The sequence below is a fragment of the uncultured Jannaschia sp. genome, assembly GCF_947494055.1.
GTDB lineage: Bacteria > Pseudomonadota > Alphaproteobacteria > Rhodobacterales > Rhodobacteraceae > Jannaschia.
The window spans coordinates 1-16,258 of record NZ_CANLTR010000005.1; the positions used below are offsets into that span (position 1 = coordinate 1).

The 16,258-nt window shown below is 67.9% G+C and carries 16 protein-coding genes, 1 tRNA gene and 1 pseudogene; 4 read left to right on the forward strand and 14 right to left on the reverse strand.

Annotation, left to right across the window (positions count from 1 at the left end; genetic code table 11):
* Positions 1 to 150: 150 nt before the first annotated feature.
* The 10 genes and pseudogenes from Q1A87_RS06415 to dapF form a co-directional block, all read right to left on the reverse strand.
* A pseudogene (locus Q1A87_RS06415) lies at positions 151 to 349 on the reverse strand (IS5/IS1182 family transposase); the annotation flags it as partial.
* A 520-nt stretch (positions 350 to 869) separates the two neighbouring features.
* A complete protein-coding gene (locus Q1A87_RS06420; protein ID WP_299648488.1) occupies positions 870 to 1,556 on the reverse strand; it encodes an Ig-like domain-containing protein in 687 nt (228 codons plus the stop codon).
* A 472-nt stretch (positions 1,557 to 2,028) separates the two neighbouring features.
* On the reverse strand, positions 2,029 to 2,547 hold the full coding sequence (locus Q1A87_RS06425) for a hypothetical protein (protein ID WP_299648491.1): 519 nt from the start codon (positions 2,545 to 2,547) through the stop codon (positions 2,029 to 2,031).
* Positions 2,548 to 2,647: 100 nt separating this feature from the next.
* A complete protein-coding gene (locus Q1A87_RS06430; RefSeq protein ID WP_299648494.1) occupies positions 2,648 to 3,457 on the reverse strand; it encodes a cytochrome c1 in 810 nt (269 codons plus the stop codon).
* A 12-nt stretch (positions 3,458 to 3,469) separates the two neighbouring features.
* Positions 3,470 to 4,831 (reverse strand): cytochrome b N-terminal domain-containing protein, encoded by a 1,362-nt coding sequence (locus Q1A87_RS06435; protein WP_299648497.1) that lies wholly within the window; start codon positions 4,829 to 4,831, stop codon positions 3,470 to 3,472.
* A gap of 12 nt (positions 4,832 to 4,843) precedes the next feature.
* Positions 4,844 to 5,431: a ubiquinol-cytochrome c reductase iron-sulfur subunit gene (gene petA / locus Q1A87_RS06440; RefSeq protein ID WP_299648500.1), complete on the reverse strand. Its 588-nt coding sequence runs from the start codon at positions 5,429 to 5,431 to the stop codon at positions 4,844 to 4,846.
* Positions 5,432 to 5,585: 154 nt separating this feature from the next.
* Entirely contained in the window at positions 5,586 to 6,023 is a 438-nt protein-coding gene (locus Q1A87_RS06445; RefSeq protein WP_299648503.1) for a GNAT family N-acetyltransferase, read from the reverse strand.
* Positions 6,020 to 6,619, reverse strand: a complete 600-nt coding sequence (locus Q1A87_RS06450; RefSeq protein WP_299648506.1) for a glutathione S-transferase — start codon at positions 6,617 to 6,619, stop codon at positions 6,020 to 6,022. The genes Q1A87_RS06445 and Q1A87_RS06450 overlap by 4 nt, the downstream gene beginning before the upstream one ends.
* 81 nt (positions 6,620 to 6,700) lie before the next feature.
* A complete protein-coding gene (gene mtaB, locus Q1A87_RS06455) occupies positions 6,701 to 7,951 on the reverse strand; it encodes a tRNA (N(6)-L-threonylcarbamoyladenosine(37)-C(2))-methylthiotransferase MtaB (protein ID WP_299648509.1) in 1,251 nt (416 codons plus the stop codon).
* Positions 7,948 to 8,769 carry a diaminopimelate epimerase gene (gene dapF / locus Q1A87_RS06460; protein WP_299648512.1) on the reverse strand — a complete coding sequence of 274 codons (822 nt, stop codon included), beginning with the start codon at positions 8,767 to 8,769 and terminating at the stop codon, positions 7,948 to 7,950. Before dapF ends, mtaB begins: the two co-directional genes overlap by 4 nt.
* Before the next feature lie 83 nt (positions 8,770 to 8,852).
* Here dapF and Q1A87_RS06465 point away from each other — a divergent pair.
* Both Q1A87_RS06465 and aac(6') read left to right on the forward strand, forming a co-directional pair.
* Positions 8,853 to 8,928 (forward strand) — tRNA-Lys (locus Q1A87_RS06465).
* A 167-nt stretch (positions 8,929 to 9,095) separates the two neighbouring features.
* Positions 9,096 to 9,569, forward strand: coding sequence for an aminoglycoside 6'-N-acetyltransferase (gene aac(6') / locus Q1A87_RS06470; protein ID WP_299648515.1), 474 nt, complete (start codon positions 9,096 to 9,098; stop codon positions 9,567 to 9,569).
* A 198-nt stretch (positions 9,570 to 9,767) separates the two neighbouring features.
* On the opposite strand, the gene Q1A87_RS06475 is transcribed toward aac(6'), so the two are convergent.
* Positions 9,768 to 10,358, reverse strand: a complete 591-nt coding sequence (locus Q1A87_RS06475; RefSeq protein WP_363322956.1) for a lytic transglycosylase domain-containing protein — start codon at positions 10,356 to 10,358, stop codon at positions 9,768 to 9,770.
* Positions 10,359 to 10,480: 122 nt separating this feature from the next.
* Here Q1A87_RS06475 and Q1A87_RS06480 point away from each other — a divergent pair, with 122 nt between their 5' ends.
* Positions 10,481 to 11,350 carry a lysophospholipid acyltransferase family protein gene (locus Q1A87_RS06480; protein ID WP_299648518.1) on the forward strand — a complete coding sequence of 290 codons (870 nt, stop codon included), beginning with the start codon at positions 10,481 to 10,483 and terminating at the stop codon, positions 11,348 to 11,350.
* A gap of 25 nt (positions 11,351 to 11,375) precedes the next feature.
* Positions 11,376 to 12,776 (forward strand): L-serine ammonia-lyase, encoded by a 1,401-nt coding sequence (locus Q1A87_RS06485; protein WP_299648521.1) that lies wholly within the window; start codon positions 11,376 to 11,378, stop codon positions 12,774 to 12,776.
* 181 nt (positions 12,777 to 12,957) lie between these two features.
* Here Q1A87_RS06485 and Q1A87_RS06490 read toward each other — a convergent pair whose 3' ends face one another.
* The 3 genes from Q1A87_RS06490 to Q1A87_RS06500 are packed head-to-tail and all read right to left on the reverse strand — an operon-like array spanning position 12,958 to position 16,257.
* Positions 12,958 to 13,509, reverse strand: coding sequence for a class I SAM-dependent methyltransferase (locus tag Q1A87_RS06490; protein WP_299648524.1), 552 nt, complete (start codon positions 13,507 to 13,509; stop codon positions 12,958 to 12,960).
* 10 nt (positions 13,510 to 13,519) lie between these two features.
* The gene (locus Q1A87_RS06495) at positions 13,520 to 15,058 is read right to left on the reverse strand and encodes a glycosyltransferase family 2 protein (RefSeq protein ID WP_299648527.1); all 1,539 of its coding nucleotides are present in this window, start codon (positions 15,056 to 15,058) and stop codon (positions 13,520 to 13,522) included.
* The gene (locus Q1A87_RS06500) at positions 15,055 to 16,257 is read right to left on the reverse strand and encodes a GSCFA domain-containing protein (RefSeq protein ID WP_299648530.1); all 1,203 of its coding nucleotides are present in this window, start codon (positions 16,255 to 16,257) and stop codon (positions 15,055 to 15,057) included. Before Q1A87_RS06500 ends, Q1A87_RS06495 begins: the two co-directional genes overlap by 4 nt.
* Between the last annotated feature and the right edge of the window lies 1 nt (position 16,258).

Here is a 16,258-nt window from a genome sequence, read left to right on the forward strand (position 1 = left end):
ACAGCCGCCGTCCACATTCATCGCTTGACGGGAAAACCCCCGATCAGGCCTATTTCAAACCGTTGATGCCTCAGGCGGCCGCTGCGTAACCAAGGCGGAAATCCACTCAAGAAACGCCCGGAACCTGTTCAGACAAAACGAGCCACCTTTCCAGGCGGCGTCGCCGCCCCGGTCAGCGATGAGCCAGTCAACAGACGGGGTTAGGTTCGCACAGAACCCGGGCATTGACATAGTCTCTGACCTGACCCGCGGTGAGGAAGAGTCCGATTGGACGCCTGACGCTGTCAATGACGGCGTGCAACTTTGTATTCACTTCGCCCCAAGTGCAGCCGATCATGCGTCCCCGCCCCCTTACTCTTCGCCAAGCTGATCGCCGTGCGGTGACCGTGGCGGTCGCGCTCCCGCCGCGCGGATGGGCAATCTTGTCGTCGAACGGCGTCGGTGCAGCGGAGCTAGTCTCTAGCACGAAGGCGATCTGGCCGGATTCGTAACCGAAGGTGCCGCATGTAATGTTGCCGACGCCTTTCGACGTCAGGGCATCACCGTCGTTATCCGAGTGCTGGGCAGGCGTCAGAAAAGGCGGCGTGCCGTCCTCGAAGCTGGCGTCGTCGGGCTCGGAATCGATGTTGACGACGTGGGCCCATTCTGACCGTGCTGGTCCCACGGAACGCGTCTTAGATCGTGTGCTTGAAGCTCGCTTAGTCGTCGATACTGTCCTCCGGGCTGAAGTAAAATTAGCCCCATCCTCGAAGCTGACGTTCCTGCACGTGACACCGGCCACGGGGGCGAACGAAATCGCGACGTCCTCAGGCCCGCTGTCGTTGCCCAGAAGCGTTGCCGATCAATCACCGCCATCTGGCCGCCGGCGATTACGAGGCCCGCGTCGTCCATCGCCACCGGATCGGCTTTGGCGACGGCTTTCTGCACGATCGACACGTTGGGGAAGCGGCATGTGGCGGTGCTGCCGGCTCGTTGCGTTCATGAAGACGACGTGGGCAAGGGTCTGGCCGGCCCAGTCGCCGGGTGCGATCTCGATCGTGTCCGCGCAGTCGGCGCTCTGGTATCTTGAGTAGCCTGCTCGGCATAGGCTGACCAAACTTACGTGCTTGCGAACTGTAACAGGACCCGATTCGCCGTCGAGCCGTAGAAGTTGCCGGTATCGAAGCGATGCTCATGATCTTGCCGATTTGTCCCACACCGAAGGTGAAGCGCAGGACGGTGTCGGTACCGACCGTGAGCGGCTCGCGCAGCGAAAGCTTCCTCCATTTGGTTCCGGACGGCTCGAGCGACGCCCTGCCATCGACGACGGTGGCGCGGTTCGTGTCGACGAGGTCGTAGTTGAAGCGCGTCATCCCGGCGAAGCCCGCTGCCGGGGTGAAAGCCACCACGTCGCCCGACAGCGCGACGCTACCTCCCGCTGCGTCGGGGTCCGATACCACAACGATCGTCAGCGAGTCGCGGTCGGGATTGCCGTCATTGGCCAGATGCTCGGCCGCGCCGATGGTAAGCGGTGTGTCCAAAGCGGCCCACTGCATGTCGTTGACCGGCCCATGCAATCAAATCCCCGCCATTTTCACCCTCCGTGATCCGCACGCCAGAGACGACCGTGTTGGTTAAGGCGTTCCAGCCGTCTTACCGGACGGAACAACCGGGAACGGCTTAGCTGATAGCTGCCTTTCCTTAGCAAGTATGAAGGACTGCCGCAGCATCTAGCCGATGCCGCCCGCGTCGTTCCGAAATGTCATTCTGTACCTGTCAGGGAAGTTTGCGTTCCCATACATCGTGCCTTTGTTCCAGATTTGGGGGACTAATGTCCGGCAGTATCGAAGCTGACGACACCGAGCAACGAAATGTCAGTCGCCCTGATCTCCTCTGAGCTTAATCCGCATCTACAACGTTCAGCGGAAGAACGATGGAACGTTATAGAAAAGCTAGCGGGATTGAAGCCCTGCGGTGGAGACGGCGAGAGCGGTTAAACTATCGGCAAATCAAGCCTTCGCATTGTACACATTCTCCGCCGTCCGCGACCTATTGCGGCGGACGCGCGGTGAAGATCGGGTGCTTCCGGTCCGGTGCGCCGGTGTGAGAACGGACGCCGAGCGGCGGCGCGTTGCGTGTCGGCAAAATCTTCGACGCCCCGATCCGACCACGCAGGCCGAGCGCGATGGCCGACGGATCCTTAGGCGTTTGTGTGGGCGCGGGCTGCGATACTCCCTTGAGCTCCGGCTTGGCGGGCGCTGGCCATTCCCGTAGCAAGGCGCGCAACTCGAGAGAAACGTCCGCCTGATCCATGACGGTGCGGCTCAGGCCCGCTAATGTGACGCCATACAAGCCGATCAGTGCAAATCCCAAGCCAAGCGACACTACGACGATGCGGGCGATCGGACCGTCCGAGGCATCAACAGCCCCGCTCATGACCGGTGATACGCCGGTCATCGCACCGGCAAGGGCAACAAGCAGACCGACGACGATGACGACCCAACCGAAAACCGAGCAAACAGCGGCGGTCTTACCGGCGATGGATTGTGATCTGCGCGACTCGTTCATCGGCCCCTCGGTCATTCTGCCAGAGTATTGCCCGGCCCCTCCCACAAGAAAAGACCGGTCCCGCCGGGGACCGGTCCGAACCGCGCCATCCCTGGGCCGCTCAGCTTTTCTTCGGCCCCTTCACGCGCGACCAGATGCGTTTGTTGGTCAAGTAGAGAAGCACCGAAAGCACACCGAGCAGGACGATGGCCGTCAAGCCCATCTGCTTGCGGGCCGCGAGCTTCGGTTCTGCCGTCCACATCAGGAAGGCGGCAACGTCCTTCGCGGCGCTGACGGCATCGGTCGGCGCACCGTCGTCGAACGCCACGTAATCATCCCCGAGGGGCGGCGGCATGCTGATCCATCCGCTCGGAAAGGCGGTGTTCTCGTAAAGGATCGTTCCGGCCTGTTCCCGCTCCTCGCCCGTATAGCTAACGAGGAGGGAGGCGATGTATTCGGGCCCGCCCATGCCGTTCACGAGCTGGTTGACCCCGAGGTTGTAGGGCCCGTGGAAGCCTGCCCGCGCCTTCGCCATCAGCGACAGGTCGGGTGCGTTCTGCGTGTTGTTCGCAGGGAAGTTGTCCGTCGGCGTCGCGGGCCGGAAGTCACCGATCGGGTCGGGGTCGTTCAGCGCAGGGTCGTAGACCTCGACGGTCGAAGCATAGGCCTGCACCTGCGCCTCCGAGTAGCCGAGCGCGCCCTCGTCACCCAACGTCCGGATCGGCACGAACTTCAATCCGTGGCAGGAGGCGCAGACCTCGGTATAGACCTTGAGCCCGCGCTGGAGCTGGTTCTGGTCGTAGGTCCCGAACAGCCCCTCGAACGAGAACTCGTAATCGGTGATTTCCTGGTGAACCCCCTCCTCGGCCGCGACGGTTACCGAGGTCATGAGTGCGAGAGCCGCGAGGGCTTTGGTGCAGGTCGACAGCATTTGTCCCTCTCCTTATTCAGCCGGGCTGGCGGATTTCTCGCCCGGCAGGCGCATGCCGGTCGCATCGCCCGCCTCGCCGTAATGGCTGGCGAAGTCGTCCTCGATGGTCCGGGGCCGTGCGGTCGGCTTCTCGATCACGCCGAGCAGCGGCAGGATCACGAGGAAGTAAGCGAACCAGTAGGCCGAGGCAATCAGCGAGATCGAGGCCCACGGCTCCTCCGCCGGCATCGAGCCAAGCCACATCAGCAGGAAGAAGTCGACGACCAGCAGCCAGAACCACCACTTGAACATCGGGCGGTACCGGCCCGAACGGACCGACGACGTGTCGAGCCAGGGCGCCAGCGCCATCGCCACGATCGCACCGAACATCGCGAGCACGCCGAAGAACTTGGCGTCGACGATGCCGCCCGTCAGCCAGTTGGCCGCGATCACGACCCAGACGTCGCCGGTGAAGGCGCGAAGGATCGCGTAGAACGGCAGGAAATACCATTCCGGCACGATGTGCGCCGGCGTCGCGAGGGCGTTCGCCTCGATGTAGTTGTCCGGGTGGCCGAGATAGTTCGGCATGAACCCGACTATCGCGAAGAAGACGAGCAGGATCACGGCCAGCGCGAAGAAGTCCTTGATGACGAAATACGGCCAGAACGGCAGCGTGTCGCGCGCGGCCTCCTCCTTGGAGGTGCGGCGCACCTCGACCCCGGTCGGGTTGTTGTTGCCGGTCGAGTGGAACGACCAGATATGCACAACCGTCAGACCGAGGATCAGGAACGGCATCAGGTAGTGCAGCGAGAAGAAGCGGTTGAGCGTCGCGTTGTCCACCGCCGGCCCGCCGAGCAGCCAAGCCTGGATCGACTCGCCGACCCACGGCACCGCGCCGAACAGGCCGGTGATCACGGTCGCGCCCCAGAACGACATCTGACCCCAGGGCAGGACGTAGCCCATGAACGCCGTGCCCATCATCAGCAGGTAGATGACGATGCCGATGATCCACGTGATCTCCCGCGGCGTCTTGTAGGACCCGTAGTAGAGGTTGCGGAAGATATGCGCGTAGACCGCGACGAAGAACAGCGACGCGCCGTTCGCATGCACGTAGCGCAGCGCCCAGCCGCCGTTCACGTTACGCATGATGTGCTCGACGCTCGCGAAAGCGTAGTCGACATGCGGCGTGTAATGCATGACCAGCACGATGCCAGTGATGATCTGCAGCACCAGCGTGAAGGTCAGGATGATGCCCCAGATCCACATCCAGTTGAGGTTCTTGGGCGTCGGGATGTAGAGCGTGTCGTAGATCAGGCTCAGGATCGGGATACGCCTGTGAACCCAGCGCTCGGCGCCGGAGTTCGGTTCGTAGTGGTCGTGCGGAATGCCAGCCATGTCGGTGCCTCCTCAGCCCAGCCTGATGTTCGTTTCGGATGTAAACTCCGCCAGCGGAACCGGAAGGTTCCGCGGCGCGGGGCCGCGGCGGATGCGGCCCGCGGTGTCGTAGTGCGAGCCGTGGCATGGGCAGAACCAACCGCCGAAATCGCCGGCATCGCCGAGCGGCACGCAACCCAAGTGGGTGCAGACGCCGATCATCACGAGCCATTCACCGCTCGCCGGGGCGGAATCGTCGTCGTTGAAGCCGGCCAGCACGCGGTTGTCGTCCGTCGCAGGGGAGCCCGCCTCAATATTGGCGTTCTCGGCGTTCGGATCGGGCAGCGCGGAGATGTCGACCTCGCGGGCGGCCGTGATCTCCTCCTCGGTGCGGCGGCGGATGAAGACCGGCTTGCCCAGCCACTTCACCGTGAGCTGCGTGCCCGGCTCCACGCCCGCGACGTCGACGTCGATCGAGGCCAGCGCCTGCACGTCGGCGGAGGGGTTCATCTGGTTGACCAGCGGCCAGACGGCGGCCCCGGTCGCAACGAGTCCGGCGGCGCCAGTGGCGTAGTACAGGAAATCGCGGCGGGTGCCCGCGTGATCGTCGGCATGTGACACGAAGCCATCTCCCGGTCTGGTGTCGGTCCGGATGGAACCGATCGTCAAAACACTGCGTCGGGACGTGGAGTCACCTCCCGCCCGCGTTCCGTCTCCCATAGCGCAAGGTCGGGGCGGAGTTCCAGCGGACAAACGCGCGCATCTTCGTGTATTGTCAGCCTGTATCCCCGAGGTCGCGGTCCATGTCGCGGTGCGGGATGCCCGCATCGTCGTAGATCGGCCCGCGCGCGACGAAACCCAGCCGCGTGTAGAAACCGATCGCCTCCGTCTGCGCGCCGAGCGTGGCACGCCGGAACCCTCGTTCCGCAAGCGCCGCCATCACGTGCCGCATGAGCGCCGCGCCGAGCCCGGTGCCCCGCGCCCGGCGCAGGACGGCCACGCGCTGGATTTTCGCCACGTCTCCCCTCGGCAGGACGCGCAGCGTGGCGACCGGCCCCTCGCCATCCGTTGCGAGCCAATGCAGGCAGTCGCCGTCCCGGCCGTCCACCTCGTCCGGCCGCGAAACGCCCTGCTCCTCGATGAACACCTCCGCCCGGATGGCGAGCGGCGCGGCGAGGTCGGTGACCTCGGCGATCGTCACCACCTCGGTCAATCGGGCTTCGTCGCCTGCATCGCGTCGCGCGCGGCGAAGCGCGCCTCCCAGGCGGCGAGCGTCGGACGCCCCTCGCGCCAGGCCCGGTCGCCAAGCCGGAAATCCAGATAGCCAAGCGCGCATCCGACGGAGATCTGCGCCATGTTGAGCGGCCCTTCCAGAAGCGGCATCGATCGGTGCTCCAGCGCGTCGAGCGAGCGGGCGATCTTTGCCCATTGCGCCTCGAACCAGTCCGGCCACCAGAGGGTCTCCGGCCGCAGGCGCTTCTCGTAGATGATCGCGAGCGCCGCCTCCATGATCGCGTCGGCATTGGCCTCGAGGGCCAGCACGTCCCAGAGCCGCGCCTCCGGGTAGAGCTTCGCGCCCGCCCGGTGGTCGAGGAACCGGCAGATCACGCGGCTGTCGTAGATCGCGGGCCCGTCGTCGCGCACGAGGACGGGGATCTTGCCCGACGGGTTCGCCGCGTTCAGCACGGCCTCGCCGCCCATCGGACTCGAGGTGACGGCGCGGACCTCGATATCGGTCTGCTTCGTCTCGAGCAGGACCACGCGGACCTTCCGGACGAAGGGCGAGGCGGGGGAGGAGAGGATGTGCATGCGCGGACTCCGGTCGCTTGGCCGGCGGAGCCTAGCGCCGGGGCGAAAGCGGTCCAAGGTGCAATCCGCGTCCGGACCGCCTCAGGCCCTCACCGTCAGGGACCGGCCCGCGATGCCGGTGATCCGCGCGGGGACGATCGCGCCGACCGGCTGATCCGCGTCGAAGGTGACTTCGGCGAATTGCGCCGTGCGGCCCATGCGGGAGGATTCCATCAGGACGGCGTGGTCGCGTCCGACCTGTTCGGCCAGATGCTTCTCGACGGCGGCCTCCCCCGCCGCGCGCAGCCGCGCCGCGCGCGCCCGGATCGTCGTTCCGTCGACGGCCGGCATCCGCGCCGCGGGCGTGCCGGCGCGCGGCGAATAGGGGAAGACGTGCAGCCAGGTCAGATCGCATTCCTCCACGAGCCGCAACGAATCCGCGAACTGCGCCTCGCTTTCGGTCGGGAAGCCCGCGATGATGTCGGCGCCGAAGGTCATGTCGGGCCGCAGCCGCCGCGCCGCCTCCACGAAGCGGATCGCGTCGCCGCGCAGGTGCCGGCGCTTCATCCGCTTCAGGATCAGGTCCGACCCGTGCTGGAGCGAGAGGTGGAGATGCGGCATCAGCCGTTCTTCCTCCGCGATTGCCCGCAACAGCGCCGCGTCCACCTCGATCGAGTCGATGGAGCTGATGCGCAGACGCGGCAGGTCCGGCACCAGCCGCAGGATGCGCAGGACGAGATCGCCCAGCCCGGGCCGTCCCGGCAGGTCCGCGCCCCAGGAGGTCAGGTCCACCCCGGTCAGGACCACCTCGTTGAACCCCCGCCCCGTCAGCCGCCGGATTTGCTCGACCACGACGCCGGCGGGCACCGAGCGGCTGTTCCCGCGCCCGTAGGGAATGATGCAGAAGGTGCAGCGGTGGTCGCAGCCGTTCTGGACCTGCACATAGGCGCGGGAGCGCGTGCCGAACCCGTCGATCAGGTGCCCGGCCGTCTCCGTCACCGACATGATGTCGTCGACCTGCACCGGCTCGGTTCCGCCGGTGGCGAGGCCGGCCCAAGTCTCCGCCCGCATCTTCTCGGCGTTGCCCACCACCGCGTCCACCTCGTCCATCGCGGCGAAGCCGTCGGGGTCGGTCTGCGCGGCGCAGCCGGTCACGACGATACGCGCGTCCGGATGGTCGCGGCGCAGGCGGCGGATGTCCTGCCGCCCCTTGCGCACCGCCTCGGCGGTCACGGCGCAGGTGTTCACGATCACCACGTCCTCGAGCCCGGCGCCCGTGGCCAGCTCGCGCATCGCCTCCGCCTCGTAGGCGTTCAGACGGCAGCCGTGGTTCGACAGGATCGGCGCGCTCATGCCGCGCCCCGCGGCCAGACGCCGTCGAAGACATGCGCGGTCGGCCCCGTCATCCAGACGCCGTCCTCGCGCCAGTCGACATGGATCGTCCCGCCGTCGAGATCGATCCGCACGGCCCGCCCGGTCAGCCCCCGCCGCGCGGCGGCCACCGCCACGGCGCAGGAGGAGGAGCCGGAGGCGAGCGTCGGTCCCACGCCACGCTCCCAGACCCGCATCCGCAGGTGGTCGGGCGCGATGCGATGCACGACCTGCACGTTGGTGCCCTCGGGGAACAGCGCGTTCCGCTCGAACGCGCCGTAGGCGGCGAGGTCGGCCGCCTCGGCATCGTCGACGAAAAAGGTGCAGTGCGGGTTGCCCATCCCGGTCGCGACCGGATCGCCGTCGAGCGGCAGGTGCAGAAGGTCGACCTCGCGGGCCAGCGGCACCGCGCACCAGTCGAGGATCGGCGCCCCCATGTTCACCGCCGTCAGCCCCTCCCCGCGCGCCTCGGCGCGAAGCAGGCCGCGTTCCGTCCGGATCGTGAGCGCATCCGTCCCGCGCCGCGCCATCTCCCGGGCCGCGACGCAGCGGGTCGCGTTGCCGCAGGCGCCGGCGGTGCTCCCGTCCGCGTTCCAGAACACCAGCGCGAGATCCGCCTCCGCGTCGTCCCGGATCACCGCGAGCTGGTCGAAGCCTACGCCGAGATGCCGGTCGCCCATCGCCCGTGCCAGCGCGGCATCGACGGCGGGACCGGTCGCGCGCTCGTCCACCACGACGAAATCGTTGCCGAGGCCGTGCATCTTCATGAACGGCAGGCCGTCTGCAGGGGTCCAGGTCATGCGCGCGCAGATACGCGCGGCGTCGCGATTTTGAAAGGGCCCGCTTGACGGGCCGAGACCCCCCGTTTAGGAGCCGCCTCGGAGAGCCGGTAGCTCAGTTGGTAGAGCAACTGACTTTTAATCAGTAGGTCCAGGGTTCGAGCCCCTGCCGGCTCACCACCTTACCTTCAAAAGCGTCAGAAGCTCCGTCTTCCTGTCAGGGAAATCGACTTTCCCGGGGGCGTCACGAAAGCGGCCTTCGATTGCGCCGTCGTTGGGCATCGGCATAGCTCACGACCCTTCTACGCCCATCTTCGAAGATCGCGACGGCCGAAGCGGAGTTGCAGATGCTCGGGAAGGCGGACAAGGATCGAGCGATGTCGATCCGGATCGCCACCATCGCGGATATCGAGGCGTGGGCCGGCCTGCGTGCCGAGCTCTGGACGGATACGTCGCGCGAGGAACATCTGGACGAGATCGCGGCGATGCTCGCCGGACCCGGCGGGTTCTGCATCGGCGTCCTGGAGGAAGATGGGTCTGGTCTCCGCGCCTTCGCAGAGGCCGCCTTGCGCCACGACCACGTGAACGGATGCGAAACGACGCCGGTCGCCTTTCTCGAAGGCGTCTTCGTGCGCGCGGAGCACCGCGGCCGCGGCATCGGAAGCCGGTTGGTGCGGGCGGTTCGATCCTGGGCGCATGAGAGCGGATGCTCGGAACTCGGATCGGACGCCGATCTCGCGAACACCGCGAGCCACGCCTTCCATGCGGCCGCAGGTTTCGAGGAGACGCAACGCGTCGTCTTCTATCGCCTGCGCCTGTAGGTCGGTTTACGCATTGCCCCGGGGCTTTGGCAGATCGCATCAAGTCAATCACGGGCTCCGCGTTGACCCTCGCCGCGCTTGTCCCGAACGCATTCTTCGTACGAAAGGTCTCCGCCTCAAAGGCGGGACGACGTGATCCGATTCAACCGGAATACGCCGCCGCCGCAAGGAGCCTCACGCCGAATGCTGCCAAACGCTCTAGCTGCACGTCTCCGCGCCGAGCAGGCCCGCGAACCCGGCGGCCGGCCCGCAAGTCTCGACCACCGCGACGACCCGGCCGCGCGTGTCGAGCGGCGGCAATTCCCGCAGCCCGGCATCGTAGTTCCGCCACATCGCCCCGCGCAGCCCGGTGGCCAGAAGCAGGCCGCGCCGCTTGGCCTCGTGGTAAAAGCCGCGGGCGTACCACATCATCGCCGCTTCCTCGTTGCCGTCCGAGACCATCCAGGCGCCGCGCAGGTAGCGGACCGAGTATTTCAGCGCCGTGTCCGCCTTCAGCAGCTCCTGCGGGGTGCCCTGAAAGTTCATGTTGCGCGCGGTGGCGGGCAGGATCTGCATCATCCCCCAATAGGGGCCATTCCGGGCGCCGGGGCGGTAGTCGCTCTCCCGCTGGATCACCCGGTGCACGAGGCTGCGCGGAATCTCGTAACGGTCGGCCCACTTGTTGATCAGCGTCCGGACCTCCGGCGTCTCGCCGGGATAGAGATCGTGCGTCTGGAAGGACAGCTTCGGTTCGGGCGCGCTGGCGCAGGCGGCAAGCAGGAGCAGGACGGGAAGCAGGACGTAGTGCATCGAGACCCTCGGCGTTTTCCGTTCCGGTAGCAAATCGCCCGGCCGCCCGGGAGCCCCCGGTTCCGCCATCGGCGGAGGTCCGCGCTTGAAAGGCGGGCCCCGATCGGTCAACCCCCGGTCCCATGAGAGATCTCGTCTACCGGGTGCAGGCCTACGCCCTGCGCGCCCTCGTCGCCTGCCTCCGCCCCCTGTCCATGCCCGCCCGCCGGCGCATCCTCGGCGCAGTGACCGAATGGGTCGTGCGCCTCAGTCCGCTGCGCCGCCGGGTGCGCGCGAACCTGCGCCTCGTCTGGCCGGACATGCCGGAGGCGGAGCGTCGCCAGCTGTCGCACGAGGCCGCCCGCAATGTCGGGCGCACGCTCGCGAGCGTCTGGTTCAACGAGGATTTCGCGCAGGAGGCCGCCGATCTCGACGCGCATGGCGAGGGGCTCGCCGCGCTGCGCGCCGCCCGCGCGGAAGGGCGCGGCGCCATCCTCCTGTCGGGGCATTACGGCCAGTGGGAGGCGGTGCGCGTCATCCTGCGACGCGAGGGGATCGAGGCGGGCGCGATCTACCGGCCGAGCAACAACCCCTATTACGATCCGATCTTCAAACGCGGGCTCGAGGCGGGCGGCCGGCCGATCGTCGCCAAGGGCCGCGCCGGCAACCGCGACCTGCTGCGCGCGCTCCGCGGCGGCGCCGTCATGGCGATCCTGCCCGACCAGTACGTCAAGGGCGCGCCCTATCTGGACTATCTCGGCCATCCGGCGCGCACCTCGCTCGCCGCGGCCGAGCTGGCGCTGCGCTACGACCTGCCGCTGATCCCGACCTTCGCGCCCGAGATCGACGGCCGGCCCGTCGTCACCCTGGAGGCGCCGATCCCGCATACCGACGCGGAGACGATGATGCGGGTTTTCAACGACCGTCTTTCGTCGTGGGTGGCGCGGTATCCGTCGCAATGGTACTGGCTCCACCGCCGCTGGAAGGTCAAAGGTGGCCGTGCGGCCCGCTAGCCCGCCCGCCGGTCCCGAGGCATCCATGTTCCTGTCCATATTCGATATCTTCAAGCCGGGCATCGGCCCCTCCTCCTCGCACACGATGGGGCCGATGGTCGCCGCCGCCCGCTTCCTCGGCGCGCTCGCCGGCGGGACGGAGCCGGAGCCGGGGTCCGGCCCGCCCGCGCATGTCACCGCGACGCTGCACGGCTCGCTCGCGTGGACGGGCAAGGGCCACGCGACGGACCGGGCGGTCTGTCTCGGCCTTCTCGGCTTCGACCCGGCGCGCGTGGACATGGACCGGGCGGAGGCGGCGCTCGAGCGGCTCGCGGCGGACCGGACGCTGGCACCCGAGGGGTTGCCGGAGATGCGGTTCGATCCGGCCGAGGACGTCGTCTTCGACTGGGGTCCGCCGCTGCCGGGCCACGCCAACGGCCTCGTCCTGCGCGCCTTCGACGCGGCGGGCCATCTTCGGATGCAGGAGACGTATTACTCCGTCGGTGGCGGCTTCGTCGTGACCGAGCGTGAACATGCGGGGCACGCCGACCTGCGCGCGGCAAAGTTCGAGGCGGGCTTTCCCTACCCGTTCGGCTCGGCCGCCGAGATGCTTCGGATGGGCGCCGAGTCGGGGCTGAGCATCGCCCGGATGAAATGGCGCAACGAGACGGTGTTGATTCCGGAGGGCGAGTTGGGCCGACGGATCGACGCCATCTGGTCGGCGATGGATGCCTGCATCGACCGTGGTCTGTCGCAGGAGGGCATCCTGCCCGGCGGCCTCTCGGTGCGGCGTCGTGCCCAGGCGATCCACGTGCAGCTCTGCGAGGAGGCGGGCCGCAACCTCGCGCAACCGCATGTCGTCAACGACTGGCTCTCGGTCTACGCGATGGCGGTCAACGAGGAGAACGCGGCCGGGGGCCGGGTCGTGACCTCGCCCACCAACGGCGCGGCCGGCGTGGTGCCGTCGGTGATCCGCTATTACCGCGACCATTGCGTCGGCGCGCGGCCCGAGGGCATCCGGACCTTCCTGCTGACGGCGGCGGCGATCGGCGGGCTCGTCAAGCACAACGCCTCGATCTCGGGGGCCGAGGTCGGCTGCCAGGGCGAGGTGGGCAGCGCCTCGGCGATGGCGGCGGCCGGGCTCTGCGCAGCGCTCGGCGGCACCAACGCGCAGGTGGAGAACGCCGCCGAGATCGCGCTCGAGCACCATCTCGGCATGACCTGCGACCCGGCGGCGGGGCTGGTGCAGGTGCCCTGCATCGAGCGCAACGGCCTCGGCGCGATCAAGGCCGTCTCCGCCGCCTCGCTCAGCCTGCGCGGCGACGGCACGCATTTCATGCCGCTCGACAATTGCATCGAGGCGATGCGCCAGACCGGCCGCGACATGTCGGAGAAATACAAGGAGACGAGCCAGGGCGGCCTTGCGGTGAACCTGCCGGAATGCTGATTTCCATGCAGGCTGCGACGGGAACGGTCGAAGCGCAGGACAGCAGGATCGACGCGAAGCTCGGAGTGGGCAGCCCGCGGCCGCAGATGAAGCCCCGGCCCGTGGGGGCGGTCGGGGGCTGCCCGGCCTCACGGCCGGGCGGAAGGCGGACACGCAACGTCCGGATGTCGTCCGAGACGCCCTAGCGGTCCAGCCGTATCACATATTGCTGCCCCATCGTCTCCAGCGCGGCACGCGTATCCAGTCGCGCGACAAGGCGGTTCACGGCGTCCTTCACCGGCGTCCCCTCGCCGTCGCTCCAATGGTAGTCGTCGCCCGCGATCACGCCGCCGGGGCGGACCTTGCGCGAGGCCAGATCGAGGTCGGCATCGACGAAGGGCGCGTTGTGGTTGCCGTCGATGTAGATCCAGTCGAGGTCGCCATCCGCCATCGCCGACAGCGCCGCCTCCGACGTGGCGCGGTGCAGGACGACGCGGTCGTCGCCGGCGAAGCGCGCGGAGACCATCTCGTACATCTCGGGCATGCGCTCGGCGTTCTTCTTGCGGCCGAAGCCGGTATTGTTGAAGCGCGGGTCGTATTCCCAGGGGTCGATGAGGTGCAGGCGCACGGGCGCGCAGATCTCGAGGATGGTCTCGCTGAACCGCCCCTCCCAGACGCCCACCTCCGCGCCGGTGCCGCCCTTCGGCAGCGTCTCCAGCATCTTTCGCCGCGTCTCGTCGCGCTTTCCGGCCATGATCGTCCTCTCAGGCGGTCCCGTCCGCCGGTTCCCGCGACTGGAGCGCGTCGCGCAGCGCCCGGTAGGCGGGCACCTCCATCAGCGCGGCGTATTGCGCCCGGTGCCACGCCACGCCCTGCCGATGCAGCTGCCGCACCCTCCGGTCGGCGCGTAACTCCGCCAGCGCCGCGTCGAAGCCCGGCAGGGCGGGGGTGGCGTCGCGACCGCCGGTCATGTTCCACTTCTCCCAGTAGTCGCGGCCCAGATCCTCGTTCACGTGATTGGCCCGCCCGCGGTTCTTCTTGAGAACATACGCCTCCAGCGAACGCAGGGGATAGTGCCGCAGGAAGCCCGCCTCCTGGCACCCGCCCCAGGGCATCGTCCAGACCTGACCCCGGTTCATGCACTCCGACAAGTCGGTCCCGTCGGGAGATCTCCAGACGATCCGGTCCACCCAATTGTCGCGAATACGGGGACGATGCAGACCAAAATGATACATTGTTTCCGCTCGACGAAAGAGCGTCTTCACCTCCCGGACCTTTCGGCCGCCACGCCGGGGAAGCGGCTCGCAGCGGGTGAACTGCGCGGTCACGGGCCGGTCGGCGAAGGTCTCGACGCCGCCATTGCCGAAGACCTTCCACGGAAAGCTCACAACGTCCGTCTCCGGCCCGAGCGTCTGCAGGAGGCCCCGGACGGTGCCGTCGCCCGCGCGGATGTCGAGGAATTCGTCCACGTCGGCGATGAAGATCCATTCGGCGCGCAGCGTCGCGACGTGATCCTTCGCCCATTTCAGCGCCGACTTGTGCGGCCCGCGCTTCAGCACGCGGTTCGGCTGGTGCGTGAGGACGCCCCGCGCCTGCAACCGATCGAGCAGCGCGGTCGTGCCGTCTTCGCAATCGTTGGTGAAGATCAGGAAGTCGTCGAATCCGATGGCGCGGTGATGGGCGATCCATTCGAGGATGTAGGGCGCCTCGTTCTTCATCGTGGAAACGAGAAGGAACCGACCCTCCGGCCGAGGTGCGAGCACCACATGCTCGGGCAGGCGCAGCGTCCAGTAGCGCCCCCGCGTCTCGATTACGGCACCCGGCAGGCGGGCGGCGAGGTCGGTCACGGCGGCGCGGACCGGGCGGCCGAGCTCCGTGCCCCAGTGCCAGCCGGCCCCGGCCACGACGCCCCCGGGCCGGACGACCCCCGCGGCCGCCTCCAGATCGGCCAGGATCGTGTCGTAATGCTTGCCCCCGTCGAGCCACAGCCAGTCCAGCGCGCCATCGCTCCTCCCGGCCAGCGCCTCGGCGGAGGTCATCCGCAGGATCGTGGCGTCCGGATAGGCGGCCGCGACCTCCGCCGCCTGCGCGTCGCGGGTGGCCTGCGGGATCGGCCGGGCAAGCGCGCGGACGTCGCGCCCGGCATCCTCGGTCCAGGGATCGATCAGGGTGAGCGCGTCGGGGCGCGCGATCTCGACAAGCGCGGCGGTGTGGTGGCCCGCATGCGTGCCGACCTCCGCGCCCCGCGCGTCCTTCGGCAGCGCCTCGATCACGGCGCGGGCGTTGTCGCGCACCGGTCTCACGCGCGCAGCGCCGCCGCCAGACGCTCGACCTCCGCCCGGATCCCGGCCTCCATCTCGGGATGGCGCGCGATCTTGCGCTTGGCGAGGATACGGGCGAGCTTGCCGGCATCGACCTCCCGGATCGCCGTTTCCAGCCGGTCGGAGACCAGTCCCGCCGCCGAAAGCGCGGCGAGCCAGTGGCGCCGCATCTCGTCCTCGGTTGGCTGCCGCTCGCACCAGACCATCTCGAAGAGCATCATGATGTAGTCCAGCACCGCCCGCGGCAGGTGCCGCCGGTCGCCCTTGAAGGGCGAGTGGAAGACGTCGGTGACGATCTCGTAGCTGGGCCAGTAATGCAGCACGCCGTCGCCGCCCGCCTCGGGGCCGAGCTCGCGCATCAGCTCGTCGATGGCGACGCGCAGGACGCTTTTCGACACCGCGTTCGCGCTGATGCAGGAGACGGGGCGGAAGGTCGCGATGAGCGGCACGGGCGACAGCGTGCAGATGATCCTCGCCTCCGGTCGGTGGCGGCGGATCAGGTCGTGGATCGCCCGGATGTTGGCCTTGTTCTCCTCGACGGTCGTGACGCGGAACTTGTGGCGCGACGGATCGTAGACGTCCTGCGGGATCGAGCGCCAGAACACGCCGCCCGTCACCTCGTCGTACCAGACCTCCGAGAGCCCGAAGGTCAGGATGAACAGGTCGGTGCGGGCGAAGATGTCGTACGTCTGCCGCCGCACCGCCTCGTCGTAGCCGTAGCTTTCGGCGGAATAGCCGTGCCAGAGCTCCGCCTCGAAGCGCGTCCCCTCGAAGGCCCATTCGAATTGCTGGCGGATGACGAAGGAGTTCACCATCCCCTCGCCGCATTTCACGACATAGGCGTTCGAGCCTTCGTCGCGGGTCAGCACCGAGTAGCTCCGCGCCGCCAGCCAGTTCGAGATGTTGGCCGCGAAGCAGGAGCCGAAGGCGGTGATCCGCGTCTCGGGCGTGATCGTCCGCGCGGCGGGCTGCCAGCCGTCGACGACCCAGTCGAGCGCGGCGCCCGTCCCCGCCATCTTCGCGCGGTCGGGGGCGAAATTGGTATGCGCGCCCCGGAACCAAGTCCGGTGCACGCCTTCCTTGCGGGTATGCTGGAATTCGACCGTGTTGGCGGCGGGCATGTCGTTCATGCGGGACGGCCGGGCAACGGGCATCCGGTCGAGCCGGTGACCGGCGTCCATG